We start from the raw sequence: 19,048 nt of genomic DNA on the forward strand, positions 1-19,048 counted from the left end.
CTTTCACACCAGGTCTTTGACCATCCGCTGGATCTTGTTCGCATGGATCGTTTTCTTCTTGAACGCGTCTTCTGCCTTATAGAGCAATTCGTCCATATCCATAGGTTTCATCAGATAATCGAAGGCACCCATCTCCATGCCTTCGATGGCCACTTCCATGCTGGCGTGGCCGGTGAGCATGATCACTTCAACCAGCGGATGTCGCTGCTTGATTTCCCGCAACGCCTCAATGCCATCCATTCCGGGCATGCGGACGTCCAGAATGACCACATCCACAGCGTTTGTTTCCAGCCAGGCCAAGGCGGCTTCCCCACTATCAACGCCTTGGACGTCCACATCACGCCTTTTCATGCGTTTGAGAAGGGTGTTGAGAAAATCCGATTCATCATCGACCAGAAGCAGTTTCATCGGTGCCATCGGTACTCTCCCTGTGACGGACGGCCTCATGGATTTTGTCCACCAGTTCCGCCAGTTCGTGTGGTTTTGTCAGATAGTCGAACGCCCCGAAGCGGATGCCCTCTTTGGAGGCCTTCTCGGAACCGTGTCCGGTGAGCATAATGACCGGCATATGAGGATCCATTTTTTTAAAAATTTTCAAAATTTCAATGCCGTCCATATCTTCCAGTTTCAGGTCCAGAACGGCGACATCAAAATCGCATCGCCTGAGCTGCTGGATCCCCTCGCTTCCCGAAAAGGCCCGGGTGGTTCGTATGTTGCGCTTGGCCAGCCGTTTGGCCAGCACGTCAACGAATCCTTTCTCGTCATCCACCAGAAGCAGACGAATAGGCTTTTCGCTGTGCTGATCTTGGTTCCTGGGCTCCATTTTATTCCTATGCGAGGCGCGCCGTGATCTCTTTGATCCGGGCATTGATGATTTTCTCTTCCTGTTGACGCTTCCTGGACGCGGCCTCGGTCACCTTGGCGATCAGGTGATCCATGTCGCAAGGTTTCAGCAGGTAGTCGAAAGCACCAAGCTTCATGCCCTCGATGGCCGACTCGACCGTGGCGTGACCGGTGAGCATAATGACTTCCACCAGCGGGACCTTGGTTTTAATGGCCTTCAATGCTTCAATGCCGTCCATTCCGGGCATCTTCACGTCCAGGATGACCACTTCGGTTTTGGTTCCGTCCGTCAGTTTCTTCAGCGCCTCGTCACCGCTGAATGCCTGGTCGACCTCAAGATCCCGCCTGGTCAGGCGTTTGGTCATGGCCTCGACAAACGGGACCTCGTCATCCACGAGCATAATGGTTGCAATTGCCATGGGGGTTCTCCTTTCTTTGGGTTAGGCCTAATTAATGGCATCGGATTGGATTTGAGCATCGCTTGCTTCCGGCTCATCAGTTTTCACGGGGATGCGTATCTGAAAGGTGGTGCCTACATCCACGGCACTTTTTACGACGATCTCTCCGCCCATTTTATGGATGATGCCATAGCAGATAGAGAGTCCCAGACCGGTTCCGCTGCCCACCGGTTTGGTCGTAAAAAAAGGATCGAAAATACGGGCCAGGTTGGCTTTGGGGATTCCCGGTCCGTTATCGGCCACATCGATGATGATATTGCCTTCCTCCTGCCGCGCATTGACCTCCAGGCTCCCGCCGGTCTTGTCCATGGCGTCCAGCGCATTGTTGATCAGATTGAGAAAAACCTGCTGGAGTTCCGAGTGGGAGGCGGAAATGGCCGGCAGTTTCGGCTCCAGGTGGGTCACCAGCTCCACATTGCTGTATTTGGCGCGCTGGGCGGACAGGGAAACTACTTCCTCGATAAGCGGTCCGATCTCGAAGTCTTCTATCCGCGAATCGGTCTTGCGGGCAAAGCTGAGCAGTTTGTGAGTAATCGCCTTGCACCGCCGGCCCTGCGTGCGGATCTGGTTCAATGCGCGTTCAAACTCCTTGATATCTTCTTCGCTTTTAAAGGCCCCATCTTCCATGAGATCCTGGAGCCAGCCGGCTTCTTCGACCATGATGGCAACCGGATTGTTGATTTCGTGAGCGATACCGGCGGCCAGCTCCCCAACCGAGGCCAGTTTGCCGGTCTCGATGACCTGCTGGTTCATGATCTCTTTCTCACGATCCGATGTGGAGATGCGCCGTACCATTTTGGCGGACATGGAGATGGCCAGGGCAACGATCACGATGCCACCCAGAACGAAAAAAACGATGGCGATTAGCTGGGCGTTACCCAAATCGGAAAATGCGTCCCGGCTGGCCTGTTTGTAGACCAGAAGCCAGTCGCCATCCTTCAGAAGAGCGGAGACATAGAGGCTTTTCACGCCCGCGCCGTCCAGCCGCTCCTCGATCTCAACGTCTTTGGCCATGCGCTCAAGGCTGGAAAAGTAGCGAGTGTAGATATCCAGGGTGGGCGTGAAATCGAAAATCGGTTTGGTCTGGAAACGGCCTTCCCGGTTGAGAATATAGGCAAATCCGGTTTCACCAATGCGCACGTTCTCCACCAGACGGTTGAAGGATACAAAATCGATGGTGGCCCGGATAATGTATTTCTGACCCTGCCAGGTCTTTCTGACCGTAATAATGAAGTGGGGGGTGCCGCGCAGTCCCAGAAATACATCGCTGGTGAAATAGCGGCTCTCGATGGCTTTCTTGAACCAGTCGGCATCGGCGTAACGCGCTTTCCCCAGCTTGAAGGGGCCGGCGTAAGCGATCTGGTCACCCTGCTCGTTAATGATGCCAAGGTCGACAAAGACGGTTCCGTAGACGTTTTGAAGGCGTGCGAAATGTTTACCGATGATGCCGTTCAATTCAAGCTGGCCGAAGTCGATGTTGTCGGCGAGAAAACGGATATTCTGAAGTTTCTCTTCCAGGAACCCGTCGATATTTTGCTTGTGCTTGAGAACCAGCTCTTCGAGATGGTCAAAAACTTTCTCATGATAGGAGGCACTGAACTGGTTGAGGATAATTGCGGTGACGATAACCATGGGTGCCAGGGAGATGATCATCACCAGAAGCACCATATTACGGGTCAGTGATCGGTAGTACGGGGATAAGGATTTGGGTTTCTGGTTCATGGGCCATCCTGGTGTAAAACTATTCTGAGTAAATGGTTAACAACCTCCGCCGCTTCTTACTCAATCAAGTTCGATGCCATATCCGAAAAAAACCGATTATAATTGTAACTATTTGAAAAATATTTATAAAATTAAATGTTCCGCGATAGGTTGGTGAAGTGTAAAAGAACTTGACTGTCAGAAATTTTTACAGGTTGTAAATGATCGGAACAATATATCCGAGATATCGTCAGATCTTTTTACAACTCGAAAAGGCTTTTTACATGCCGAATTCCAAGTTTCTCTATGGCTGATTTTTCTGAGGACTATCCCCCGATGGGTCGAATTCCGGTTGCCCGGCGGATTTCAGCCAGAAAAGGCACGCTGTATTCCCGGGCTCGCTGGGCCCCCTTCTGGAGGGTGGACTCGATATAGCCCGGGTCGGCGACCAGTTCCTCGTAGCGGCGCCGGGGCGCTTCGAGAACCGCATTGATGGTTTCGAACAGAATCTGTTTCATCTCACCCCAGCCGATTCCCTGGGCATAGCGCTGGCGCATGGCAGCGACCGCATCGGCATCGGCAAAGGCCCGGTAGATGGAAAACAGACTGCTGGTATCCGGGTCCTTGGGCGCTTCCGGCGGAGACGTATCGGTTTTGATCTTCATGATCAGTTTGCGCAGTTTTTTCTCCGGTAGGAACAACGGGATGGTGTTGTTGTAGCTTTTGCTCATCTTGCGGCCGTCCAGGCCGGTCAGGACCGCCGAGTCTTCATCCACCACCGCCTCGGGCGGAACCAGCAGTTCGCCAAAGTGATGGTTGAAGCGCAGGGCAATGTCGCGGGCCATTTCCAGGTGCTGGATCTGGTCGCGGCCGACCGGCACCTTGGATGCCTTGAACATGAGGATGTCCGCTGCCATGAGAATCGGGTAGCTGAACAATCCCATGATGATTCCCTGGTCCGGGTCACGGGTGCCGGCGGTTTCGTTTTCCGCCACCGCGGCCTTGTATGCATGGGCCCGGTTCATGAGACCTTTGGCGGTCATACAGGTCAGTATCCAGGTCAGTTCCGGAATTTCATGGATGTCACTCTGGCGATAAAAAATGGCGTTGTCCGTGTCCAGCCCCAAAGCGATCCAGGCCGCCGCCACTTCCATGCTGCTCTGGTTGACCCGCTCGGGGTCGTGGCATTTGATCAGGCTGTGGTAATCGGCCAGAAAATAAAAACTTTGCACATTGCGATCCCGGCTGGCCTCGATGGCCGGCCGGATGGCGCCGACGTAATTTCCCAAATGCGGTGTGCCGGTGGTGGTGATACCGGTCAGAACGATCTGTTTGGACATGAATCCATCCTGTTTTTGGTTTCAGTGGTTAGCATTGTCCGGCACGGCGTGTGGGACCGGTTGCCGGAAAGATCAGGGTCGCGGAAAACAATAAATATCCCCTGAAATCGTCAACAGTGGCTTATACGGTATATCTCTCGGTGAAATCAAGCCATGCGTCATGATTCCCGGTGCTTTTCTTTTAACGGTCGTTGATCCGTATTAGGAAGGATGGTCCGCTGGCCGTCGACGTGTCCGGAACCATGGATGGTGACCAGCGGCGGGGATGCTTTGTTCAACTCAAGCAAAGGATTGGGATAAGGCCACCTGTGTCACCAAAAACGGAAACCCAGTCTACCGCGGACCCGTAGGAGCGGCCCTGGCCGCGAAAATTTGATCGGTCGCAGGCGTGGCCAGTTCCTACCGCCTGCCTCAACCTCCTTCAGCCGAAGCCGCCTATCTCCGCCTTACGCAGTAGGCGCGGCCCATGGCCGCGAAAAAAGCTTGTCGCAGCCAAGGGCAGCTCCTCCTACAACCGAGGCAAGGATGAACTTTAGCGCTGCATTAACCTGCCGTATTTTGTAGGAGCGGTTCTTAACCGCGACCAATCTTTTCCCTAAATGCCTACAGCCTGAACCCCTGCCTATCTATTCTTATCGCAGCCAGGGGCAGCTCCTACAACCGGAGCATGAATGAACGACGGCGCTGCATTAACCTGCCGTGCCTTGTAGGAGCGGTTCTTAACCGCGACAAATCGTTTCCCTAAATGCCTACAGCCTGGAACCCCTGCCTATCTATTCTTATCGCAGCCAGGGGCAGCTCCTACAACCGGAGCATGAATGAACGACGGCGCTGCATTAACCTGCCGTGCCTTGTAGGAGCGGTTCTTAACCGCGACCAATCTTTTCCCTAAACACCTACGGCCTAACCCCCTATCTTCCTTTTCAAGGTTTTCGATGACTTCCATGGGTTGGCCGGCGGCGATCGTTCCAATCAACGGAATGCCGGGACCGAACACATCTCTGTTAAACCGCCAGGCGCGTTTTTCCCCGGTTCGGCCACAAGGTAGCCCTTGTCCTCGAGAAGGTTCAGGATGCGGTGGATGCCGGCCGGACCGCTCAGCCCGAAATGGGCGCAAATTTCGCGCACCGTGGGGGCCATGCGATGCTCCTGCTGGAAAGTAATAATGAATTCCAATACGCTTTGCTGCCTGGGGGTGAGATCGGATGTCATACGGATGCCATGCTTTCTTTATTGAAAAGGGTATCTCCAGGACTCTGCACGCCCTTACCGCCACGATTGAGCACATGGGTGTAGATCATGGTGGTGGATACGTCTTTGTGTCCGAGGAGCTCTTGAACCGTTCTTATGTCATACCCGCTTTCCAGCAGGTGGGTGGCGAAGCTGTGGCGTAGCGAATGGCAACTTCCGGCCTTGGTGATTCCGCTTTTGCGGATAGCGCTCCTTATTGCCCGTTGGGGGACGGTTTCGGAAATATGGTGCCGCCGTTCGATGCCGGTTCTCGGGTCGATGGATCGACGAGAGGCCTGAAAAACATACTGCCACGGCCAACTCCGATTGGCGTTGCGATATTTTCTTTCCAGTGCATATGGCAGATACACGGCCCCAAAGCCATCAGCCAAATCGGTTTCATGAATCTTTTTAACCCGTTGCAAATGCCGCTTTAGCTCATCGACAATGATTTTGGGAAGCATGGTCACACGGTCTTTATGCCCCTTACCATCTCTGACAACAATTTGATGGTAGCCGAAATCCACATCCTTAACCCGCAATCGAACGCACTCCATTACCCTTAATCCGGCACCGTATAATAATTGCCCCATGAGCCAGTGGACGCCATTGAGCTGCAGCAGGATCTGTCTCACTTCCTCACAGGTGAAAACGACTGGAAGCTTGGACGGTTTCTTGGCCCGAATAACATTTTCAAAATTGCCGAGATCCATCTTTAACACCTGCCGATATAGAAAAACGAGGGCGCACAAGGCTTGATTTTGGGTGGAACTAGTTACCTTTCGGTTAACGGCCAAATGGGTTAAGAACGCACTGATATGTTTTTCATTAAGGTCCTTGGGATGCCGTTTGTTATGAAATAGGATGTAGCGTCTTACCCATTCTGTATACGTGTTCTCGGTGCGAATACTATAATGCTTGCACCTTATGACATCACGTACCTGATCGAGAAGCCTCGGCTTAAGTCCGGTTCGGTCAGTGTCAATTGCGGATTCAGGCCGTTGCAGGGTTGATGATTTTAACGGTGTTGCCATGGCGCCTCCGGGATTTGTATCATGCCTATAATGTTATTGAATTATGGGGAAAATTGGTATAACTGTACTTTACATATGCCCGATTCGTTCCAATAATTCATTCTTGTAAAGACCGAATGGTAACATTTGTTCACATGGTAGACCAAGTGGCCCCAATAGTCAAACTATTAGCAGCCCATTTGGGCTGCTAATCCGGCGTGTGCTGGAAATAGAAGCCCAATTGGGCTTCTAAACCGATTTCGTCTGCAAAATGGTCGTATTACAAGGCGGCTATTAGGCCGTCTAAACTAGGTTGGCCGCAGTCATAGACCGTAAATAATAAAGGAGGAAAAATGAAGGTATTAGGTGTGTCAGGGTCGCCTATAAAAAACAGTAACACTGATAGAGCGCTTAAAGCAGTCCTATCAGCAACAGGATGTGAATCGGAATTTATTAAGCTAATAGATTACACCGTTGCTCCTTGCAGAGCTTGTCTAGGGTGTCTCGAAACCAATCAATGCGTTATAAAAGATGATGGTATTAAATTAGCTGAGAAAGCAAAAAATGCAGATGCGTTAGTAATCGCGGGGTTCACCCCATACTCCTCGCTCGATTCACGCACCAAAGCTTTTATCGAACGGTTGTATCCATTACGTCATAAAAATGGATTTATGGCTACCAAACCAGGAGGTGCCGTCATTACGTGCTGTGTCTCAGAAGGTAATGATGCATTACCTCCCGCATGCCAAATGGGTGTTAACGCTGTCCAGTTTTACATGATGGAAGAAGGAATGAACTTTGTAGGTGCTGTGAAAGTTCAAGGGAATGTCCCATGTGTAAAATGTGGAAGTGGAGACGAATGTAAAATGTCTGGCATAAAAATGCTTTATGGAGAAAACGCAACCGTCGATACCGTTGGCATAAAAACATTTGAAGATCAATCAATAGCAGTTGAAGCCGCAACCGAACTGGGAAGAAAAATCGCTCAAGCCTTAAAGAAGCCTTAAACGGCCAACAAATGCATTCACTCAGACCGGTGTTACGCTGCCGCTCCACACCGGCTGGTGATGCTGGCGTTGGTTGCATGAAAAATGAATGAACAAGCTTTACAACATTTCAGATCTGTTTGCAGGCGTGAGTTCCAGTTTCTTATTGACGAATTCGGCTTTGCTTCGGCGCCCCTGCCTAAAGGCAAGTATGTAAATCAGTTCCAGTTTCGCTTGTCTAATGGGGCCATCACTTTAGTTGTTGAGGGCGTTAGTTACGGAATGGATGCCATGGTTTCCCTTGAAGACAAACACGATCGTTCGGTTGGAGTCAGATGCTTGGTACCCGGCTGGAAACCGTTCGCAAAACGAAAAAAGAAAAAGAAGAAAAACATCCTAAACCAAGACCAACAGATCGCGCGGTCAGCAGTATTGCTCAAAGACCATGGGACCGACATCCTTAACGGAGATCTGGAACGTTTCAATAAGATCGGGGATAGAATCAATCATATTATGCAAAGATTCAAAGAACAAAGGGCAACCAACCAATAAATTCAGCCGACCCCAAAAGCCGGGCGGCTGATTAAATCGTTATACGTCGTACCAAAAAGTAATAGGGGGGTAGAGAAAATGTCTATGGATCAGCTAAACAAAATAAAAGAAATACTTGAAAATCATGTCGGAAAAGAAAATCAGATAAGTTCTGGAGATATTGGCCCCCAAATCGGTATCCAAGAGGATGCAACCCACGTTCAAGTACGAAACCTCATTCGCGAAGCCATTGAGAAATTAAGGATACCAATCGGAGGTAGTAGCCGTGGATATTATCTTATTAAAGATGAGGCTGAATTAAAGCAATACACTGATAGCATTGATAAAAGAATGGAAAAGATGAAAAAAAGAAAAGAAATTATTGAGCAAGCTTTTGATGAGTATTATTAATTTCCGTATAACCACTGCTTTCACACTCGACCGGGCGGGTCCAGGCATTTTTTGGGTAGCCTTTTTTTCATTTATTTCTAAAGTTTTTTGACCCATCCCCCTTACCCACCGCCCGGCCGGTGAAGCAATCGTTGGACGAATGCTGCCGAGCAGCAGGAAGTAGATTGAAAGAATGGGCAAAGGAAAGCGACTTAAGAAGTTGAGAAGAACATCCGAAGCATCCTTTTCTGATAAGTTTCAGGAGACGTTTACCAGGAACTTCCAGAAAGAGTTGAAAAACTCCGAATTGTGGGATGAAATTGTTGCCCAGTATGGTGAAAAACGTGCCCTGGAACTCATCAGGGAATGCAAGGCGGAAGTAAAGACAGACATGGAAATAAAATGAAAGCCGGGATTGTTCAGCAGATATTCAACGATCATTTCGAGGAATACCGGAAAGGCCGCATTTTAGATGCCCGGCAATGGCGGGCGGCCTGGGACATCATGACCTGCCAGACGCCGGAAAAGGGATACCATGTGGATGAATGCCCGAACGGCGATTACCGGGTGATCCTGCCCAATTCGTGCAAGAACCGGTCGTGTCCGCGGTGTGGTTCGACCGAGACCCAATTGTGGCTGGAGCGCAGACGGTCTCAAGCCCTTGACTGTCCCTATTTTCATGTGGTGATAACGATCAGTCATGATCTGCATGGCATCTGGAGGGCCAATCGAAAGCTGTTCACGGGGCATATGATGCGTAGCGCATGGGGTTCCTTGCAGGAGCTTTTGAGTGACTGTCGCTGGCTGGGTGGTCTACCCGGGGTGATCGCGGTCTTTCAGAGTTGGGACGATGACCTTCGCGAGCATTGCCATCTTCATTTAATCGTGACCGCCGGCGGCTTGACCCCCGATGGCCGGTGGGTGAGCGCCAGGAAAGACATGCTGGTATACACGCCGGTGCTCGCGTCGAAGTTCAGGGGCAAGTTTCTGGATTCCCTCAGGCAAGGATTCAACCCCCTGACTAAAACCGGCCGGCCGAAGCCGTCGGAGCAGTTACTGTCTCCGCCGCCTGGCAAAAGGGTTCAACAATGCCTGAATCTACTCAACAAGCTCGGCCGGGTTCGCTGGCACGCCGACATCGAGCCGGCTTACGAGCATGCCAACGGGATTTTCAAATACGTCGGCCGGTACATCCGCCGGGGACCGATCTCTGAAAAGCGGATTGTGGGTTATGATGGGGATAAGGTAACCATCGCCTATGCGCATCCGGAAAAGCATGAGAGGCCGACCTTCAAGCTGGATGCACAGACATTTATCCGTCGCCTGTTGGATCATGTACCGGAGAAGGGAACGCATCTGGTCAGATCCTACGGTCTTTTCCATCCAACCCAGTTGGAAAAACTGAATCTGGCACGAGCGTGTCTGGGCCAAAAGGCGTATGTCCCCGGAATCGAGCGACCGACGACCATTGAGTTGCTGCGCCAAATGTTCCCGGATCTTTCTGAAACCCGTTGTCCGCATTGCGGGGAGATACTTCGCACCGTTTTTGTCTACCGTGGCGGCCATACCGAGCCCTGGAGGCTGGCCGCATGACACCATCAACGTCCACTTTTTCAACCGATGCAGATCGCATATGGCATCGTTGCGCCAAAAACATGAAGAAGCCGGCTGCATTTACACAAGTTCACCCGCGTTTAAATGATTTTTCCTCAAACATGGATCAACATTGTGTGAAACTGGCAGGCATGGCATCAGAAAGAGCTTGTTTTGGGAGATTGTGGATTTCAGAAAAATCCATATACTGGATTCCCGTTTGACGCATCGTCCAACCAACAGGATGATACTGACAAGCCTGGTCTTGGTTCTTAATTGCTAAATCGAGGATTTATTGCAAGCTGTTTCCAAAAGGCATAGACCTACTATTAAACCCGGCTTGCAGCATATCCTGAACGTTGGACTAAGCCGCTACGCGGCAGCTAACCCACCAGAATTTCTGTAATTCTTTCCTCATTTCCGGTTTTTCTCCGATTTTATTATAATTCCCTCCATCGGTATAACTCCGAAAATCTCATATTTATCTCATTAATCAAAGGAGGGAACTCATGTCTGAACTACGTCAAAAGATGATCCGGGCAATGGAACTTAAGGATTTCTCACCGAGGACTCAGCAATCCTATTTGTCTGCTGTTGAAGGCCTATCAAAATTTCATCGGAAGTCACCGGATCGTCTAACGCAAACAGAAATCGAAGACTACGTGCTTCACCTTAAAGATGAAGGGAAGAGCGCAAGCACACGCAATGTTATCATTTCCGGGATGAAGTTTTTCTACCAGCATACACTGATAAACAGCGAAATCGCATTGAATATGCCAAGTCGTCGTAAACCAAAAATCCTACCTGAAGTTCTCAGTAGAGAGCAGGTTCGCATGATCATCGATACTCCGGCGGATCTTAAGCATCGGCTGATATTGATGACGGCTTATTCTGGAGGGCTTCGAGTCAGTGAAGTGGCAGCACTGAAAGTCAAAAGCATCGACAGTGCACGGATGGTGATCCGGGTCTATCAGGGCAAAGGCATGAAAGACCGCGATACGCTGCTTTCTAAAAAACTGCTGGAGGAACTACGGGGCTATTGGAAGGTCTATCGCCCGACAGATTGGCTGTTTTACGGTAAACGTCGCGACACTCCCATGAGCATCACATCGATTCAGAGAATGTACCGCCGTGCCAAGAGCGACGCCGGCATCACCAAGGGCAAGGGCATTCATTGCCTTCGCCATTGCTTTGCCACTCATCTGCTGGAAGCCGGCTATGATGTGCGCAAGATACAGCTTCTCATGGGGCATCGCTCGTTGTCCACCACCATGGTCTATCTTCACGTTTCCAGAAACGGGTTGGCCAAGGTCCAGAGCCCGCTGGATTTCATCGAAGAGCCGGAACAACAGGCGCCGCCGTGGGAGGATGACGATGAATCCAATCAATAATTATCCTCAACCAGCAAACCGACAGGTGGAAGTGGCGGATATTTTGCGCTGCCACATCGGTGACTATCTCAAAAGATACAATATGCCGCCGGAGCATTACAGGGTCGTATACGACATTTTAAATTGCCGGACCGCTTATCTTGGCGGGCACGTTGAAATGTGCGATCAATGCGGAGCCGAACGCATCCTTTACAACTCGTGCCGCAACCGGCATTGCCCGAAATGCCAGACCATCACCAAGCAACGCTGGTTGTCCGCCCGGCAGGCTGAACTTTTGCCGGTTAGCTATTTTCACAATGTCTTTACCCTTCCCCATGAATTGAATCCTTTGATTTTGTGCAACAAACCACTCATGCTGGGATTCCTGTTTCAGGCCGCGAGCCAGACGTTACTCGATTTCGGCAAAAATCCGAAGAACGAACTCGGTGGCCAGTTGGGGATCATCGCTATTTTGCACACCTGGACGCAAACATTGATGGATCATTTTCACCTGCACTGCCTGGTGCCTGGCGGTGCGATTGCTGGCAATGGAAAGGAATGGATCAGCAGCAAAGGGGAGTTTCTCTTTCCGGTCAAAGCGCTTTCGAAGGTTTTCCGGGGAAAGTTCATATCGTATCTGGAAGATGCATATAGCAAGAACCAGTTGTGCTTTCCCGGCAATACCCGTGCGTTAGGGACCCGCCAAGGGTTCCGGCGCTTGATCAAACAGCTGTGGTCGAAAAACTGGGTGGTCTATACCAAGCCGCCCATTGAGCGCCCGGAATGGGTGCTCGATTACCTTGGGCGCTATACGCATCGCATTGCCATATCGAATCATCGCATCACTGATTTTTCTGACGGCCGTGTGACGTTCACGATCAAAAACAGAAAACGCAAGACGACTGAAACCGTCACCCTCGATGCGGTCGAATTCATCCGGCGGTTCTTGTTGCATGTACTGCCCAAGCGGTTCGTACGCATCCGGCATTATGGCTTTTTGGCCAACCGTGGCAAGAAAAAGAACATTGGCCTGTGCCGTTTGTTGATGAACTTGTCCCCCGATATCCCCGAGGTGCGGGATCAGTCCGTCCAGGCAATCATGATGGCACAGGCCGGTATCGACATATTGAGGTGCCCAAGCTGCAAACAAGGAATGATGAGAAAGATATACGAAATCCCGGAAGGGTCCGGAAACAGTTCATTCCATATTTTGAGGCCGGTGTCGGTAACCGATAAGGATCCTTAGCAAATCGATCCACGAGCTTGTTTTCCAGGGATAGCTTGAGCGTGCATTTCCAAGGCGCTGAAAGTGATGGGATCGGTTTGCCCTCAGGTCATGAAACGATCGAAATCGGCATTCCCATAAATTGTGAGTGATGCCGAAAAGGCTTGGTTACCCGGTGTTTTCACCCATTCAACAATCACGATCACCCCCAGGATTCTGATTCTGCCCTTGCACCAGAACCAGCGAGGCAGTCCTCTGTTTACAATCCCCATATTAAATGGTAGTCATTTCAAGAATGTGTTCCAAATTGTCTTAGTCCAACCAGTTTTATCCATCATCCCGCATCGCGCTAAAAGATCTTCGGCATTGAATCAGCACCGTCATCTGTTGGGGGGTCTGTCGTTTCAATGGTTGGCGGGACGACGGATAAAACTCTATACGTTAGCAAATGAAAAAAATACGCGAAAAGAATTTTTTTACAAAAAGTTTGAAGCAAAACGAAAAAATAAAATTGTAGTAGAGCAAAAGGAATTCGCAAATATAAAAATCCCGGTAAACCAAAGGAAATAAAAAAATATTTTCTGATTACAGGAAATCCTTTTACAAAAAAAATAAGGTAAAGCGAAAGTTTTCGCACAACAAAAATATTCAGAAAAAATAAAAAAGTACTATTAAATCAAAGGCATAGTGATATAATAAAGTTGCTAACAAATCATTACAAGGGACAAGCGGACAGCGTGGTTTTTTGAAATTTAGTCTTGCTGGCCAACTCCCAAATTATTCAAAATTCATAGCTGTAAATCCCGCTTGCCCCTGAATTCAACCGTTAGCAAATAAAAAACATGGTACGCGAAAAGAATTCTTCTAAACAAGTTTGAAGTAAAACAAAAAAATAAAAATTGTAGCAGCGCGAAAGGGATTCGCAGATATAAAGATCTCGATAAAATCAAAGGATATAAGAAAAATCTTTTCGGATTCCATGGAATTCTTTTACAAAAAATATACGGTGAACAATACCTTTGTCACTTTGCATTTTGGCTGATCTTAATCAAAAGTTACTTTTGAAAAAACAAACAAAATCAAATAGGTTACAAATTACAAAAAAGTTGATTTTCTCTTATTTTTCAATTTGGCGAAGGTCTTGATGAAACGAAAAAATTAAAGTTCGTAGTTAAGCAAAGATTTTTTCAAAACAAAAATATTCAGGAAAAAATAAAAAAGTACTATTAAATCAAAGGTATAGTGATATAATAAAGTTGCTAACAAATCGTTTCAAGGGACAAGCGGACAGCGTGGTTTTTTGAAATTCAGTCTTGCTGGCCAAATCCCAGGTTATTCAACTTCATAGCTGTAAATTCCGCTTGCCCCTGAACTCAGCCGTTAGCAAAAGAAAAAAAGATAGTGCGAAAAGAATTCTTTCAAAAAAAGTTTGAAGTAAAACAAAAAAAATAGTGCGAAAAGAATTCTCCTGCAACGTTTGAAGCAAAACGAAAAAAAAATTGCAGTAGAGCGAAAGGAATTCGCAAATATAAAAATCTCAATAGACCAAAGGAAATAAAAAAATATTTTCTGATTCCAAGAATACTTTTACAAAAAAATACACGGTGATGCAAAGGTTATCGCACAACAAAAATATTCAAAAAAAATAAAAAAGTACTATTAAATCAAAGGCATAGTGATATAATAAAGTTGCTAACAAATCATTACAAGGGACAAGCGGACAGCGTGGTTTTTTGAAATTTAGTCTTGCTGGCCAACTCCCAAATTATTCAAAATTCATAGCTGTAAATCCCGCTTGCCCCTGAATTCAACCGTTATGTGTAATATAGGTTCTAAATGAATAAGCTTGATATCCCACACATATTCAAATCAGAGGCTAATGACTTAATAAAGGCCAGAGAGACAGCTATTCAAATTCATGGAACTGCTGACATTAAAGCTGCCGGTAATGAAATTGAGATGGAAGTGCGCAGCTTTTTGAAAAGAATGCTACCTAAAAGTCTTTACGTTACACAAGGTCATCTGATTGACAGAAATGGTTTTGTTAGCCCCCAGCTGGACGTAATAATTGCAGAAAAAACAAGCTTGCCATCACTGCTTACAACCAAGGATGGTACTGAATATATACCTATTGATAGCATCTATGCTATCGGTGAAATAAAATCGACTTACTATAAGAACAAAAAATATGAAAAACGATTTTGTGAAGTAGTCACTCAAATCAAAACAGAGATGGCTCATCAAGAAATTCCCAATACTGCATACAATGGTGTTCTTAATGATGACACAATTATGCGAGATATGTATATAGGCTCAGCCAACAAAACTTTAAATAAACTCTATTCATTCATGATCTATATTGATGGCGGCGACTTTAACCCAGACGAAATAGCAGAGCACTACCAAACCACACCATTGAGCTATTTACCAAATTTGACCGTACTCCTTGACAGGGGTGCCATTTGCTACGCTAGCTTATCCGAAAACGGCCTAAAAACCGCAAGGTACCCTGATGAAGAGGATGGTAGTGAGTTTGATTGGCTTTTTTATCATCTAAATGGCGAGAGTGAAACTGGTTCTCCCGAAGGAAACCATTTGGGCTTATTGTACTACAATCTTTTGTTGCACATTACTAACTCATTTATAGAACCACCAGACCTTACACAATATATGTCGTCTATGTTTGTTGGGCGGTTGTCTACATCAAAATGGATAGGTAAAAGCAAAACATAACCAATAAATTCAGCAGACGCAAAAAGCTGCGCCGCTGATTTAGACGTTGTGCTTTCAAACGGGAGCGGATAATCCAATAATCCTTATTTTCAGATTCGCAAAATATGGAGTTAACCAATGAAGCAAAAACGGAAGCCCCTTGGATCTGCAGTCGGTTTATCAATAAGCAGACATATTGCGCTATTGGATCTTTTCGAACTTAAAGAGTTTCATTTACAAATTGAAAGTAACTTTAAACGTGAGATTGTGCAGATATCTGGAAAATATGAGAATCAAATAAAAGAATTAAATGCCTCACAAAAAAAGGAGTTGGCAGATTTTTTGGGAGGAGAAACTTTAGCAATAAAAACCTATATGTTAATGCACAGAAAGAACATGATAGTATCGCTTTGCTCCTTCATAGAAACAAAGTTAAATGGTCTTTGCCGGAGCTTGTATAAAAAAACAATTACCCTGAAAAACACACAGACTTAAAAAAGGACACAGGAATTACAAAGGCCAGAAAATATATTACAACTTATACTGAAATGGATTTTTTAAAGTTCAATTCTGAATGGAGCAAATTGAAAAATTTATGTAAAATTCGGAATTGTATCATCCATTGTGGCGGGGATATAAAATTATCCAAAGAGAAAAAAGAGATCTCTGTATTAGAAGATCTTGTCAAAACTTCAAAATGGTTGTCACTCAAAGGGAAACGGCATTTAGAGCTTGAAAAGGAATTTGTTGATGAAACATTAGAGGTTGCTTCCACTTTTATTGAAAAATTGTATGAAGAATATTTTCAATGGATCAAAAGCAAAGAATTGGAATCAAGCTTATAAAAAGATTGATTAGCTGAAATTAAGGATCATACATTATTTTCATGATTGTTACGGAAAAATATTGCACAACAAAACGCTGGAGAGGGACCAGGCTTACAGAGCGGCCTTTCGGAAGTCCCTGCTTCAGGAAAATTTAAACTTTTATCGGAGCTTTTTGGGTTTAAAAGCCTGGCCCCTCAGCTCCCCGTTAGGAAAACACCAAGTAGGAGTAACTATGCCAAGATATGAAATACAAGGTAAGGGCAAGGATACCGGGCGAAAAAGAAAGCGTACCTACTCCGCTGCGAGTGAATCAGAGGCAAGGCAACTAGCTGAAGAGGATGGCACATTGATTGAAGAAGTCACCGAAATTCCGCCTGATCCCCCAACGCAGAGGCAGATCGATTACGCAAAAGACCTAGGTATATCCATTCCTGCAAACGCAACGAAAGATGATGTGAGCGATCTGATTTCTCTAAAAGTAGATAGAGATAAACCTTCTACCGAGAGACATAAAAAATTCGCAAGAGCGTATGGTATCGAATTCACAGACTATATTGGAAAGAAAGCTCTATTTAATCGAATTCAAGCAGCATTGGTTTCTCCAGGTCGTGAAAAGAAACTTCTTTCATGGTTTACGTTCAGAGTTTATCGAGAACTAATAAGCGGCGCTGACAACGCGCCAATTGACGCTCCTGATGACCCAATAATTGAAGAAATTGCAGAAGAACTTGTAACTGACGAAAAAATTTTAAAGTCAGTTCGCCGCTATGAAGGTAGTGAGCTAATTTGGTTCGGTGAATGGACTTCACCTGATGGTTATGTGCATACGGGAGGAAGTAATCGCACAGCAGCATATAAACAAGTATCTTCAATGCTTAAGGAACGAGCACAATTCCCTAAAAATGAACAAAAAAAGGTGCGTTCTTCAGCTCACGCAAGAGATGGAAATCAAAAGGATAGAAGTGAGCCAAAAGGATGTCTTTCTGTCATGATGGTTGTGCTTTTGATATCTGTAGGTGTTGTCTTGTCAATAGCGTGGATTGGAAAAATCTTTGCCTATCGGGATAGGGAGTAGCCTCGCGGCCACCCCCTCCCACACCACCCGGCATACGGATCGCGTACCAAGGCGGTTCGGCTGATCAGGAAGGTTATTGAGCAGGCAGGAATAGTCCTCGTTCGAAGAAGTAACGGTTTGGTAGAGCAAATATCACCCACTTGACCTTGCTCATGCGCCAGTACTTTTTGCGGGCGTTACCGCAAAGCATGGCGTCCTTATGCGCAATGCCAAGCTTTTTGAGGTTTCGGACCTTGGTCCTGGGGTTTTTCCATTGTTTCCAGACAACGCACCGCAGCCGGCGGATGATCCAGCCATTGAGTGACTTGAACAGGTGCCTGGCTTCTGTCAGGCGATAATAGTTCCACCAGCCAATCAGGTACTGATTCAGATCTTTGATAATCTGGCTCAGACTTCTCCCTTGATTACGGTTCGTCAGTTCCCGGACTCGCTCCTTGAAACGTGAAATTGTTTTCCGGTGGATCCGGATCTTGGTCTGTCCACACATACTGATAAAGGTAAATCCCAGGAATTTGCGGAGCCATGGTCGGCTCACTGCGCTTTTCTCCTCGTTCACCTTGAGCTTGAGCTTCGCGGTGATGAACTTCGTGATGCTCTTGTTCACACGCTCGGCGGCTTTCCGGCTTTTGCAGTAGATCCTGAAGTCGTCAGCATACCTGACGAATTGGTGACCCCGCTTCTCCAATTCCTTATCCAGTTCATCGAGTACGATGTTGGAGAGCAACGGCGACAGAGGACCACCCTGGGGCGTTCCTTCTATGCTGGGACTGACAAGCCCCCCGATCATCGTTCCGGCCGTAAGGTACCGGCGGATCAATTTCAAGACCCGTTTGTCCCGGACCCTGGTGGCCAGCCGGCTTAAAAGCCGGTCGTGGTTAACTCGGTCAAAAAACTTGGACAAATCCATGTCAACCACGTGGGTGTACCCGTCCAGCAGATAGCCTTTGGCTTGTAGGACAGCGTCATGGGCTGATCGTCCTGGTCTGAATCCGTAGCTGTACTCAGAAAAGGTCGGGTCCCAGATCTGCTCCAATACCTGAGCTATCGTCTGTTGGATAAGGCGGTCCAATACCGTGGGGATACCAAGCAGGCGGACACCGCCATCCGGTTTGTCGATCTCCTTCCTTCTGACCGGTAAGGGACGATAATCCCCATTTAGCAGGTCCTGCTTGATCTTCGGCCAGTGCCTTTTCAGGTACCCTTTCAAGTGGTTGGTTTTCATGCCGTCCACACCCGGGGCGCCTTTATTGGCAACGACCTGGTTCATTGCTCTGAGCACATTACGTCGTTCGAGAATCAACTCCAACAACTGCTCTCTGCCTCCCAGACTTTCGGCAAGCCGCGACGCTACAAACATTTCCATCTGCTGTGGCTTTATGTTCATAAGTACACGTCTCCTAATGGTCATTTTCATTTACCCGTACCATTCGGGCCGGGCACCGTTCGGGCCTTTCACCGGGGTGAGCCTCCTGTTACGCTTGACCCGCGGGTAGCTCGCGCATCTCGTTTCCTCCGGTTACATTATGCCCTCTGCTGACTCCCGCTGCACGGTGGGCGCACCTTGCGGTTTGCTCACTCGGATCATCTGCCGCCGCCGGATCCTTTGGTTTCGTGTCCCTCTCCATAGCGGAGTTTGGCTCATCGCCGGTCAGGAGCCGGTCTTCCGACGATGCCGGGGGTTTTGGTGGCCGGAATCCCCCCTACCGGCAATTTCACACGACAAGTCCCGAGATGCAGCGGGCCTCCCGGGGTAA

At 47.7% G+C, this 19,048-nt stretch carries 21 protein-coding genes; 13 read left to right on the top strand and 8 right to left on the bottom strand.

Going from position 1 to position 19,048, the window contains the following annotated elements; genetic code table 11:
* Positions 1-3: 3 nt before the first annotated feature.
* The 7 genes from GN112_RS00930 to GN112_RS00960 all read right to left on the bottom strand — a co-directional run bounded on the left by GN112_RS00930 (position 4) and on the right by GN112_RS00960 (position 6,606).
* Entirely contained in the window at positions 4-417 is a 414-nt protein-coding gene (locus GN112_RS00930; RefSeq protein ID WP_155308500.1) for a response regulator, read from the bottom strand.
* Positions 386-823: a response regulator gene (locus GN112_RS00935; RefSeq protein ID WP_155308501.1), complete on the bottom strand. Its 438-nt coding sequence runs from the start codon at positions 821-823 to the stop codon at positions 386-388. Before GN112_RS00935 ends, GN112_RS00930 begins: the two co-directional genes overlap by 32 nt.
* 7 nt (positions 824-830) lie before the next feature.
* Positions 831-1,262 carry a response regulator gene (locus tag GN112_RS00940; protein WP_155308502.1) on the bottom strand — a complete coding sequence of 144 codons (432 nt, stop codon included), beginning with the start codon at positions 1,260-1,262 and terminating at the stop codon, positions 831-833.
* A gap of 27 nt (positions 1,263-1,289) precedes the next feature.
* The gene (locus GN112_RS00945; RefSeq protein ID WP_155308503.1) at positions 1,290-3,023 is read right to left on the bottom strand and encodes a sensor histidine kinase; all 1,734 of its coding nucleotides are present in this window, start codon (positions 3,021-3,023) and stop codon (positions 1,290-1,292) included.
* A 305-nt stretch (positions 3,024-3,328) separates the two neighbouring features.
* Positions 3,329-4,342: a tryptophan--tRNA ligase gene (locus GN112_RS00950; protein WP_155308504.1), complete on the bottom strand. Its 1,014-nt coding sequence runs from the start codon at positions 4,340-4,342 to the stop codon at positions 3,329-3,331.
* Positions 4,343-5,314: 972 nt separating this feature from the next.
* Complete coding sequence (locus tag GN112_RS00955; RefSeq protein WP_155308505.1) at positions 5,315-5,554, bottom strand: LexA family protein; 240 nt, start codon at positions 5,552-5,554, stop codon at positions 5,315-5,317.
* Complete coding sequence (locus tag GN112_RS00960; protein ID WP_155308506.1) at positions 5,551-6,606, bottom strand: integron integrase; 1,056 nt, start codon at positions 6,604-6,606, stop codon at positions 5,551-5,553. Before GN112_RS00960 ends, GN112_RS00955 begins: the two co-directional genes overlap by 4 nt.
* A gap of 332 nt (positions 6,607-6,938) precedes the next feature.
* Here GN112_RS00960 and GN112_RS00965 point away from each other — a divergent pair, with 332 nt between their 5' ends.
* From GN112_RS00965 to GN112_RS01025, 13 genes are all read left to right on the top strand, one after another.
* Complete coding sequence (locus GN112_RS00965) at positions 6,939-7,592, top strand: flavodoxin family protein (RefSeq protein WP_155308507.1); 654 nt, start codon at positions 6,939-6,941, stop codon at positions 7,590-7,592.
* 84 nt (positions 7,593-7,676) lie between these two features.
* Positions 7,677-8,123: a hypothetical protein gene (locus GN112_RS00970; RefSeq protein ID WP_155308508.1), complete on the top strand. Its 447-nt coding sequence runs from the start codon at positions 7,677-7,679 to the stop codon at positions 8,121-8,123.
* Positions 8,124-8,201: 78 nt separating this feature from the next.
* Positions 8,202-8,513 carry a hypothetical protein gene (locus GN112_RS00975; protein ID WP_155308509.1) on the top strand — a complete coding sequence of 104 codons (312 nt, stop codon included), beginning with the start codon at positions 8,202-8,204 and terminating at the stop codon, positions 8,511-8,513.
* 172 nt (positions 8,514-8,685) lie between these two features.
* Positions 8,686-8,898 (top strand): hypothetical protein, encoded by a 213-nt coding sequence (locus GN112_RS00980; RefSeq protein ID WP_155308510.1) that lies wholly within the window; start codon positions 8,686-8,688, stop codon positions 8,896-8,898.
* Positions 8,895-10,085, top strand: a complete 1,191-nt coding sequence (locus GN112_RS00985; protein ID WP_162458720.1) for an IS91 family transposase — start codon at positions 8,895-8,897, stop codon at positions 10,083-10,085. The genes GN112_RS00980 and GN112_RS00985 overlap by 4 nt, the downstream gene beginning before the upstream one ends.
* Positions 10,082-10,309 carry a hypothetical protein gene (locus GN112_RS00990; RefSeq protein ID WP_155308512.1) on the top strand — a complete coding sequence of 76 codons (228 nt, stop codon included), beginning with the start codon at positions 10,082-10,084 and terminating at the stop codon, positions 10,307-10,309. Before GN112_RS00985 ends, GN112_RS00990 begins: the two co-directional genes overlap by 4 nt.
* 285 nt (positions 10,310-10,594) lie before the next feature.
* On the top strand, positions 10,595-11,476 hold the full coding sequence (locus tag GN112_RS00995) for a tyrosine-type recombinase/integrase (protein WP_155308513.1): 882 nt from the start codon (positions 10,595-10,597) through the stop codon (positions 11,474-11,476).
* Positions 11,460-12,701, top strand: coding sequence for an IS91 family transposase (locus tag GN112_RS01000; RefSeq protein WP_197743228.1), 1,242 nt, complete (start codon positions 11,460-11,462; stop codon positions 12,699-12,701). The genes GN112_RS00995 and GN112_RS01000 overlap by 17 nt, the downstream gene beginning before the upstream one ends.
* Before the next feature lie 123 nt (positions 12,702-12,824).
* Positions 12,825-13,250, top strand: coding sequence for a hypothetical protein (locus GN112_RS01005; RefSeq protein WP_155308514.1), 426 nt, complete (start codon positions 12,825-12,827; stop codon positions 13,248-13,250).
* Between the two features lie 1,266 nt (positions 13,251-14,516).
* On the top strand, positions 14,517-15,413 hold the full coding sequence (locus tag GN112_RS01010; protein WP_155308515.1) for a DUF6602 domain-containing protein: 897 nt from the start codon (positions 14,517-14,519) through the stop codon (positions 15,411-15,413).
* 117 nt (positions 15,414-15,530) lie between these two features.
* Positions 15,531-15,887: a hypothetical protein gene (locus tag GN112_RS01015; RefSeq protein WP_155308516.1), complete on the top strand. Its 357-nt coding sequence runs from the start codon at positions 15,531-15,533 to the stop codon at positions 15,885-15,887.
* Positions 15,888-15,976: 89 nt separating this feature from the next.
* Entirely contained in the window at positions 15,977-16,237 is a 261-nt protein-coding gene (locus GN112_RS01020) for a hypothetical protein (protein ID WP_155308517.1), read from the top strand.
* Between the two features lie 214 nt (positions 16,238-16,451).
* On the top strand, positions 16,452-17,294 hold the full coding sequence (locus GN112_RS01025) for a hypothetical protein (protein WP_155308518.1): 843 nt from the start codon (positions 16,452-16,454) through the stop codon (positions 17,292-17,294).
* 73 nt (positions 17,295-17,367) lie between these two features.
* On the opposite strand, the gene ltrA is transcribed toward GN112_RS01025, so the two are convergent.
* The gene (ltrA, locus tag GN112_RS01030) at positions 17,368-18,678 is read right to left on the bottom strand and encodes a group II intron reverse transcriptase/maturase (RefSeq protein WP_231716902.1); all 1,311 of its coding nucleotides are present in this window, start codon (positions 18,676-18,678) and stop codon (positions 17,368-17,370) included.
* Between the last annotated feature and the right edge of the window lie 370 nt (positions 18,679-19,048).

The sequence above is a fragment of the Desulfosarcina ovata subsp. ovata genome (assembly GCF_009689005.1).
Classification (GTDB): Bacteria; Desulfobacterota; Desulfobacteria; order Desulfobacterales; family Desulfosarcinaceae; genus Desulfosarcina; species Desulfosarcina ovata.